The organism is Planktotalea frisia (assembly GCF_001890925.1).
Classification (GTDB): Bacteria; Pseudomonadota; Alphaproteobacteria; order Rhodobacterales; family Rhodobacteraceae; genus Planktotalea; species Planktotalea frisia.
The window spans coordinates 1-8,839 of sequence record NZ_MLCB01000019.1; the positions used below are offsets into that span (position 1 = coordinate 1).

8 protein-coding genes are annotated in these 8,839 nt (G+C 53.3%); 5 read left to right on the plus strand and 3 right to left on the minus strand.

The window, feature by feature from the left end; genetic code table 11:
• Positions 1 to 145 precede the first annotated feature (145 nt).
• Together PFRI_RS21920 and PFRI_RS01135 are read right to left on the minus strand one after the other, a co-directional pair.
• Positions 146 to 2,140, minus strand: coding sequence for an aminotransferase class V-fold PLP-dependent enzyme (locus PFRI_RS21920; protein ID WP_337956931.1), 1,995 nt, complete (start codon positions 2,138 to 2,140; stop codon positions 146 to 148).
• 84 nt (positions 2,141 to 2,224) lie between these two features.
• Positions 2,225 to 3,406, minus strand: coding sequence for an ABC transporter substrate-binding protein (locus PFRI_RS01135; protein WP_072628932.1), 1,182 nt, complete (start codon positions 3,404 to 3,406; stop codon positions 2,225 to 2,227).
• Positions 3,407 to 3,558: 152 nt separating this feature from the next.
• Here PFRI_RS01135 and PFRI_RS01140 point away from each other — a divergent pair, with 152 nt between their 5' ends.
• The gene (locus tag PFRI_RS01140) at positions 3,559 to 4,293 is read left to right on the plus strand and encodes an SDR family NAD(P)-dependent oxidoreductase (RefSeq protein WP_072628933.1); all 735 of its coding nucleotides are present in this window, start codon (positions 3,559 to 3,561) and stop codon (positions 4,291 to 4,293) included.
• A 9-nt stretch (positions 4,294 to 4,302) separates the two neighbouring features.
• On the opposite strand, the gene PFRI_RS01145 is transcribed toward PFRI_RS01140, so the two are convergent.
• Positions 4,303 to 5,061, minus strand: a complete 759-nt coding sequence (locus PFRI_RS01145) for an N-acyl homoserine lactonase family protein (RefSeq protein ID WP_072628934.1) — start codon at positions 5,059 to 5,061, stop codon at positions 4,303 to 4,305.
• Between the two features lie 44 nt (positions 5,062 to 5,105).
• Here PFRI_RS01145 and PFRI_RS01150 point away from each other — a divergent pair, with 44 nt between their 5' ends.
• The 4 genes from PFRI_RS01150 to PFRI_RS01165 form a co-directional block, all read left to right on the plus strand.
• The gene (locus PFRI_RS01150) at positions 5,106 to 6,230 is read left to right on the plus strand and encodes an aminotransferase class I/II-fold pyridoxal phosphate-dependent enzyme (protein ID WP_072628935.1); all 1,125 of its coding nucleotides are present in this window, start codon (positions 5,106 to 5,108) and stop codon (positions 6,228 to 6,230) included.
• A 187-nt stretch (positions 6,231 to 6,417) separates the two neighbouring features.
• Entirely contained in the window at positions 6,418 to 6,972 is a 555-nt protein-coding gene (locus tag PFRI_RS21235; RefSeq protein ID WP_175549218.1) for a hypothetical protein, read from the plus strand.
• Positions 6,973 to 6,975: 3 nt separating this feature from the next.
• Positions 6,976 to 7,560 carry a hypothetical protein gene (locus tag PFRI_RS01160; protein WP_072628936.1) on the plus strand — a complete coding sequence of 195 codons (585 nt, stop codon included), beginning with the start codon at positions 6,976 to 6,978 and terminating at the stop codon, positions 7,558 to 7,560.
• A gap of 41 nt (positions 7,561 to 7,601) precedes the next feature.
• A partial coding sequence (locus PFRI_RS01165) for a tetratricopeptide repeat protein (RefSeq protein WP_072628937.1) occupies positions 7,602 to 8,839 on the plus strand: 1,238 nt, incomplete at its 3' end.

The following is an 8,839-nucleotide window of genomic DNA, read 5'->3' on the forward strand; positions in this document are numbered from 1 at the left end:
TCTACGGTCAGACGTCAACCCGTCAAAAGTCGGGTGCTCGAGGACTCTGTGTATAGAGAGTAATAGGTCGTGCGAATATCCTCAGATATAGGGCATTCAATTTCTAAAATCGCAACGCAAAATTTTGCGATCGCGCCATGATAACTTAGCTCGTTGGCACCAAAGCCATCGCGCGAATAGGTGATCCAGTACCGTCGTCGATCTTTAGCGGGGCAGCAATCAAAATCGCGCCCTTCGGCGGCAACTGATCAAGATTGCACAGGCTCGCGAGTCCAAAACAATTATCACGGTGCAGGTAGTTATGCGCAGGGTATGGCGGGCTAAACTTGCCAGCCATGCCAGCATCCGTGCCAATACATTGCGTACCCCACCCCACGATCCCTTTCGAGAGCAAATAATCGATGCACTCTGTGCTAGGTCCAGGACTGTGGCTGCCATCTTCATGGGGATCGGGGTCTTCGTTTAAAAACAATGCCTTGTCGTGAGCGCGTTTATCCCAATCCGTGCGCATCACCACCCATTCGCCGGGATGAATTTCGCCATGCGCGCGCTCCCACGCTTTTACATGCTCAGCCGTGAGCAGAAAATCATTGTCTGCCTCGGTTTCCGCCGAGCAATCAATCACATTCACAGGTGCCATCACGCGCTGCAGATCAAGCGTATCCGTGAATCCATCAGCGTGATCTTTGCCCGAAATCCAATGATGCGGCGCATCAAAATGCGTGCCGGAATGCTCGCCCAACTTGAGCCAGTTCCAAGCAAAAAACGGGCCATCCGCGTCATATTCACTGATCTTGTGAATTTCGACCTGCGGTGTGTTCACCGCAAAATCCTCTGGTAAATGGATAATTGGCGTATCCGGCCCAAGCAGTGCTGTGCAATCTACTATCTTAATATCACCGCTCAAAAGCATACCGCCCAAAGCACCAAGAACATCCTTAGACAACATGTCGCCCCCCTTCATTTCCAGCGTCGCGCCGTGACCAGCAAAACGCTTGCGACGACGCGCCATCACTTCGTCCGTTAGATCAAACACGTCATCAATCGTTTGTTTTTGAGTCACATTTCCGGGCGATAGTCTTAGCAATTGCCCTCGAAAATCAACGGAAAGTCCTTCGACACCCAGCGCCCCAACGACTGCTGCCGCCTCTGCTTTATCAGGAAAGCGCAACATCACAGATCCTCCGCGCCGATCTACATCACGCGGCGAATGCAGCGGCAAACCAAGCGCATCAGCACGTTTTATAATCAAATCAACAAGCTCTCGGTTCCACGACGCCAATTCCGCGTGATCCTGACTTGCATGCCATTTAAGAGCCGGCAACGACGACAAGGCCGCAACCGATCCGGGCGTGCCACTATCAAATCGGCGGATATCGGGTGCATATTCGAATTTATCTAGGTCCCACGAAAACGGATTATTCTGTGAAAACCATCCTCGCGCTTCGGGCTCAAGTTCTTGCGCAAGTGCTTTATCTACATAAAGAATTCCCGCACCGGGCGTACCACACATCCATTTCAGCGATGTCGACAATACGAAATCAACTTTCGGCTCCATCGCGTCGAAAGGGATCAGGCCAGCCGCTTGCGTAATATCAACCCCGATCATGCTGCCCATCTCGCGGCCATGTGCCACGAGCGGTGCCAAATCAACGCGTGCGCTGGCGGTCGACGTCACCCAAGTCAGCAAAGCCAACCCGACATCCGCGCCCCATTGCTCCATGTAATCGTCTGGCTCAACCCAAGACGCACCGTCCCGCTTTGGAACAGTGTCCAATGTAAACCCCATTTTGGGAGCCAACCCCGCAAGCAAAAAATGCATCGACGGGAAACAGTCTTCTGCAACCAGCACGCGTTTGCCGCGCAACTGTCCGTCTGGCAAAGCACGCATAAGCTTGTGCATGCCATCTGTTACGCTCTCACAAGTGGTCATTGACCCTTTCGGAACATTAATAATGCGGCGCCAATAATCGATAAAATCTTGCCGCTTTAGCAGCACATAGCCCCATTGTTTATCATCTGGCGCGGCCCAAATCTGCGCGAACTCTGCTGTCGCTGCTGCCAGTTCTTCTTCCTTACCGGGGTACATTCCGATGGAATGATAGAGAAAATAACCTGCATGATTGGTGTTACTGCGCATGAGCGTGCTCCGACAAAAGAGGCGATAAAGGAAAAAAGCCCCAACATTGCTGTCAGGGCTTTCTCATCATTCAGTCGCTGGAATTTAGCGGTACTGAACTGTCTCGAACTTGCCGTCCTTCACGAGAACCTGACGGTAGTTACCCGCAGATTCACCATTGCCGATCATCTCAACAGAAGACGCACCAACATAGTCGATCTCGCCGCCGTCTTTTAGGATCTGCAAGCCTTTTGCCAACTCACCAGGGAAGATCTGCTCACCAGGTGCATTTGCAACGTCAAAGATGTGATCTTTGATGTCTGCGCTTGCCGACGAACCAGCCGCCTGCATCGCGAACATGATCAACGCAGCCGCATCATAGCTCTCAGGTGTGTACGGGGACGTACCGTCGAAACCAGCCTCAGTCGCCATTGCGGAGAACGTCTGCATGCCCGCACCATCTGTACCCGCGATCTGACCGAACGAACCGTTCAAGCCGTCACCGATTGTCAGAATGTTGTCGCCGATCATGCCACCTGGCAAAACAAAACGATCCCACGCACCTGAGTCCAAAGAGCCCTCGATGATTCCACGACCACCTTGGTCAAGGTAACCAGCAACAACCAAGATGTCGCCGCCCGCGGATGCGAGTGTACCAACTTCAGAGGAGTAATCCGCCTTGCCGTCCTCATGGCTAATATTGACTGTGATCGAACCGCCAGCCGCTTCAAAAGAAGAGATGAACGCGTCTGCCAAACCCTTGCCGTAGTCGTTGTTTGTATATGTCAAAGCAACAGACTTGATGCCCTCTTCCATGAGGATGTCTGTCATAACCTGACCTTCGCGCGCATCCGATGGGGATGTCCGGAAGAACAATCCGTCGTCCTCAGCTGTGGAGAGCGCTGGAGATGTCGCGGATGGTGAAATCATCACGATGCCGTTCGCACGCGCCACGTTCTGAAGAACCGCACCCGTAACACCGGAACAGTCCGCGCCAACAATGGCGTTAACCTTGTCAGATGTCACCAAACGCTCTGCCGCAGCCGTTGCCGCCGCTGAATCGATGCATGTGGAGTCTGCGCGAACAGATGTCACTGTGGAGCCGTCAAGCAACATGCCTGAGTCAGTCACTTCTTTCATCGCCAATTCAGCGCCAGCCGCCATTGGGCCCGTCAGCGATTCAATCGGGCCGGTAAAGCCGTAGATTACACCCAACTTGATGTCTTCAGCGAAGGCTGCAGAGCACATAAGTGCGGAAACGGCTGTTGCCGTCATAAGAGTTTTCATGATGTTTCCTCCCAAGGAAATGTAATTATGCGCGCACCATGCCCTTCCCTTTAGTGACTCGCAAGCAATCTCGCACCAAACACATCGCGCGATTGCAAAACACTCTGTTGCACAGCATGTCTAGCGTCAGTGGATGAAGCAAAGGTAAACGTATGTCACAAAAAGTAGCGATCATCACCGGCGCGGCAGGCGGCATGGGAAAAGCGTTTGTAACCAAGCTAATGGCAGATGGTTACCACGTCGCCGGCTTTGACATTTCGCAGGCGGGTCTCGATGATCTTGCCAAAGAACACGGCGCAAGTTTCCTCGGCCTCCACGTTGATCTCACTGATCCAGATGCCGTTGCGGCAAGCTTCGCTCAGGTGGTCAAAGCTTTTGGCGGCCTAGATATTCTCGTGAACAATGCAGGAACCTGTTTCATGTCCGAGTTCCCAAATATCCCTGCGGATGAGTTCAAACAACAGATGGCGCTCAACTTTGAGACCGCGTTTCATTGCTGCCAAAACGCAGTTCCCTTGATGCTGCAACGCGACGGTGTAAAGAAAATCATCAACATTTCTTCCAACGGCGCTTACAATTTCGATGTCTTCGATCCGCCCCCTTACCGTGCCAGCAAAGCCGCGCTCGACACACTTACCAAAGACCTCGCGCGCCGTTACGCCACCGACAAAATCTGCGTCAACTCAATCGCTCCCGCAATGACAGAAACGCCGCTTTTTGGCGTTCTTTCCGACGAGGTCCTCGCCAATGCCATCGCGCAAATGCCCCATGGCCACGCGATGCAACCCGAGCAGATCGCAGGTTGGGTTAGCTTTCTTGCTGGCCCGATGGGCGACGTCTCCAGCGGCAATGTCTTTATTCTCAATCAAGGGCGCGACGTTAGATAGACAAACGTCTTACCCGAAATACTCTGGCGTCTTGCGCAATTCAGGCCACTGCGCAGGGCAATGCCCATATATAATCTGCGCACCCTTTTCTTTCGCCAACGCGATCAACCGCGCACCATTCTTTATCGCCAACACCTCGTCCCAAGAGCCTGCAAACGCCTCCACAACCTCGTCAGGTCGTGAAATCGCATCACTCACCAAAAGCATCGGCCCGCTTTCAGGCAAATCCAACAGCAATGCCAATTGCCCCGGCGCGTGCCCCGGCACCAAAAGCACGCGCAGGTTAGGTCCTAAATCAAAATCCTCAACAACCTGTAAATATTCCCGATCCGGCCAGTCCATTGGCTGCACTTTCCCCCAATACATCGGACGTTCCAAATCGCGCTCTGCCTTGGCAATCAGGATCGGCACACCCGGAAAGTCACAAAGCCCGCCAACGTGATCAATATGCGTGTGCGTTATGATCAGCAGATCAATATCGCCAATCGCCACCCCCGCTTTCGCAAGCTGGCTTTTTGGCATATTCTCAGACGTAAGCTGCAAAATCTCGCCAAACCCGCCAAGCCGATCTTCAAGCGACGCAGCAACCACATCATCCGCATATTTCTGTGGAAATCCTGTATCCACCAAGATCCGCTCGTCCAGATCCGTCACGATCAGAAACCCGCAAATCCCGATCACACGCCCATTCGCGTGCACTTTGAACAACCCGTAATCCAGCACATGCAACTGCTGCACTTGCCCCTTGATGAAATGGCTTGGACCCACGATGCTCTCCCTTTGAATGCCACTAAGAAAAGTCAGGCCGCCCGATGAAAGTCAAGATTCACACATTATTCGAGTACCTCTTAGAAACCACCGAATCTGACCCAGAAGCTTTCGTCGGGTTTTCCCTCTCCAAATCTCCTGTCCTTGGCGACTACTTGGATGACCTCGACCCGAACCTCTCGCTCGATTGGAATGGCCGCTCCTTTCGCGGCCTGCCAGAGTTACGCGCCCACGTCCTGCGACAGGCGGGCCTCGAACAAACCTGCGATATTAACGATGTGTTAATCACTGCGGGCGCAGCAGAAGCGAATTATTTAGCTTTGCGTCAACTGCTTGAGCCGGGCGATGAGATCGTCATCGAAAAACCCGGCTGGCCACAGGCCGAAGTCATGGCCAAAGCCCAAGGCGCTGTTATTAAAACAGGGTTTCGCCGCGAAACCTCTGGCTGGGACTTGGACCTTGAGGAGTTGCGCAGCCTCGTCACGCCCAAGACAAAATTGATCTTTCTGACCAACCCCAACAACCCCACAGGCCGCCTCCTCACCCCCGATGAACTCGCCGAAATCGTCGATATCGCCCGCTCCGTGAACGCATGGCTGATCGTTGATGAAGTCTACGCAGGCCTTGAATGGAGTGCCCCGCGCCCGCCGTCTATCGCGGGCCTGTATGAGCGCGGTATCACCACAGGCAGCGTGTCCAAAGCGCTTGGCTTGCAAGGTTTGCGCACAGGCTGGATGATCTGTCAGGATAAAAACCTGATCATGGATGCCGTAATCTTGCGCGAAAACTCTAGCGAAATCATGAATATCCTCGGCGAAGTCATCGCCGAAATCGCACTACGCCCAGAGCGCTATAAGACTGCCCTCGAGGACGCGCGCACCGCGGGTCAAGCCAACCTCAAAGAGCTCAACACATTCATCGAAAGCCAACCCCTGCTGAGTTGGACCCCACCCGAGGCAGGTCTCATCGGACTTGCCAGACTTGGCAACAACCTAGACGGTGGTTTCGTTGCGAAACGCTTGCTTGAGCCGCCATACAAGACCTTCCTGCTTCCCGGTTCAGCCTATGATCAACCCAGCCACATTCGCATGGGCGTGGGGGGCGGTGCAGAGGCAAATCTCGCCCTCGGACTGTCGCGGCTTTCAGCCTTCCTCAACGCGCAAAACTAGCACTGGATCGACACTCCGAGCGGCGCGTTTTCTCCAAATATATGCGTCCGATTTAGTCGGACCTCTACATTCAGTAGGTGGCCCAACAACATCTGTTTACGATTAATCAGGGAATATGACCTAAGTTGCGTTGACTTTTGCACCCTCACACCGGAATTTGTGCACAACTTTTAAAAAGTCTCGTTCCATGACTCGTTTTGCCGTTCTTTTCGCCCTCGCCTTTGCGCTTACAGGCTGCCTCGATGGCACCAATCCATTTATGGAAGAGGACACCAGCACAACAACGACGACCACAACGGACGACACGACAACTGACGATACCACGACCGACGACACCACCACCAGCACGGAAACCACAACAACCACTACGACGACCCCAACTGTAGACACTACAGATCCGGCAACTGTCACCACCGACACAGGCACCGCGATCGAAACAGATACAAACCGCCTGCCCGGTACTGTGAACCCTTCCTCTGCCAGCTCTATTTTCAGAACCGAAGATCGCTCCGCCGAGGATGATGGCGCAGGCTACGCTGAAGGCTTCGCATACGACAGCGAGAGCGATACTTTCACCGTCGACAACCTCGCATTTGATGGCGACAGACCGTACACAGTTGTACTCGATGAAAACGATAACCGTTTAGGAATTGGACCGTTCACAGTGTTTCAAGCACCCTCTACTGCTGCGGACACGTTGACGTCTGAATCTGTAAACCAGTTCAGTTACCGTGCTCTTTAAGCTGTGGGGCCGGATGGCAATACGTCCGTCGCCATCGTAAGAACTGGCGGATATTCCGAGTATGGGTTTGGAGGATATATTTTCCAACCTGACGGCGACGTCACCCTTCCAACAGAAGGACAGGCAAAATATGTTGGAACCGACAATTACGGTGGTTTACGCGATTTTGACGGGCGCGGCGGTTTAGAATATGTCAGGGGCGACATCGAGATTGCTATCGATTTTGACGATTTCAATGACGGGTCGGGCGTGCGCGGCAATGTCACCAATCGACGTATCTACGACCTCGATAACGAAGACATTACGCAACAAGTCTTGACCGCAATTGGTGTTGGTTCAACAGAGCTGCCAATTCTACTTTTCGAAGTCAGTGCCGGCGCACTTGACATTAACGGCGAACTGGCCGGCATAACTCTTTCGCGCGATCCACGCGACGGCGACGAGTTCGAGAAAGGAAATTACTACGCCGTCTTGTCAGGTGACCAAGCAAACACTATCACAGGGATCATTGTCGTAACCGGCGAAGACCCGCGTTTCCAAGACGTCACTTTCCGTGAAACTGCTGGATTCTTTGCCGTTCGCGAATAAGATTTTTAAATCCAACCTGTCTTTAGGTTCAGGAGTGTTTTATGAACCGGTCTCGCAAGAATTTTATTGCACTATTATTTGCCATTTCGGGCGCACTCACCAGCACCTCAGCGATTTCCCAAGAAGTGACGTTAACACCTCTTGAAATGCGCACACTTGCTGCGAACGCCGTGGTTTCAGGTGCTCCGCGTCAAGGATATCAGCTCGCGAGTGCTTTGCTGGAACGCAATCCCAACGATACAGTAGCCTTGATCATCCGCGCCCGCGCAGCACGCGATCTTGGCCGCTTGGATGAAGCGATGGCAACCGCGCGCAAAGCGTGGAATGGCGCAAGTACACCGTCAGAACGTTTTGGTGCGTCTATGGTCATGGCCCAAGCGCTCTCGACCAGCGGCGCAAAAACCCGTGCTCAACTTTGGCTACGTCGTGCGGCACAAAACGCACCGAATGAGAATTTCAAAGACATCGCAATCCGCGATTTCCGCTATGTTCAGCGCACCAATCCTTGGTCAACCGAGTTAAGTTTCGCCGCGGCACCCAGTTCGAACGTCAACAATGGCAGTGCCCGCAGCACAACACGACTGTTTGATCTGCCGTTTGAGTTTCAACTCAGTGGCACTGCCAGAGCCCTATCCGGCATCCAATATAATGCTGGTTTCGCAACACGTTATCGTATCGCCGAAAGCCAGAGCAGCCAAAGCGATCTACTGTTTCGCTTTGATCATCGCACCTACACATTGAGCAACGAAGCCAAGCTTCTCGCGCCCACGGCAAAAGGCTCTGACTTTGCGTTCACTTCCGCGTCGCTCTCCTACATTCGGCGCGGTTTTACAGGATCGGGCATCGACTTGCCCAACCAGTTTGAATTGACCGGGGGACGTACTTGGTATGCGCAACAGCCGTTCATGCAATACGCGCGCATCGGGTTCACACAGAACTACGTTTTTGCGCCCGGCTCATTCGTATTCGGTGGGGTGAGCGCGGAGCGACAACAATCGCTCTCTGCGCGTGAAGATGCGAACAGCTTGGGGTTGAATACGGGCGTGCGTTTCAGTTTGGCCAACAAAGATCGACTGACGTTAAGCGTGAACGCAAAGCGCAGCCAATCGCTTGATGCGAATTTGGACTATGATCAACTGACGCTCAGCGCGCGATACGCATTGGCGAAACCGATCGCTGGGGTCTCTGTCGATTTTGGAGTGTCTTTAGGCCAGAAAAACCATGATATACACAGAGTCCTCGAGCACCCGACTTTTGACGGGTTGACGTCTGACCGTAG